We start from the raw sequence: 241 nt of genomic DNA, 5'->3' as shown, positions 1-241 counted from the left end.
AATTTTCGCGGCCGCTTAACACCACTCAGTGCAGAGTTCAGCAGCGGACGGGCAGCAAGGGCGCACCGGGTTATCACAGATGCTGTCCACAAAGAAGGTGGCAAGATTGCCCTTCAGCTTCTGCATGCCGGGCGCTATGCGATGCATCCTTTTGCTGTCAGTGCTTCTGGCATTAAAGCACCTATCTCTAAATTCATACCAAAAGAAATGAGCCGCCGCCAGATCCTCAAGACCATTGACG

Annotated in this window: 1 protein-coding gene; it reads left to right on the top strand. The window is 52.7% G+C overall.

Translation table 11 applies throughout. From position 1 onward, the window contains the following. Window positions 1-241 (top strand): oxidoreductase (locus ACYP03_RS27695; RefSeq protein WP_459782896.1); only part of this gene is annotated, 241 nt, incomplete at both ends.

Source organism: Photobacterium sp. R1 (assembly GCF_054600795.1).
Note: the sequence above shows the minus strand (reverse complement) of the source record. Positions and strands in the feature narration are given on the sequence as shown.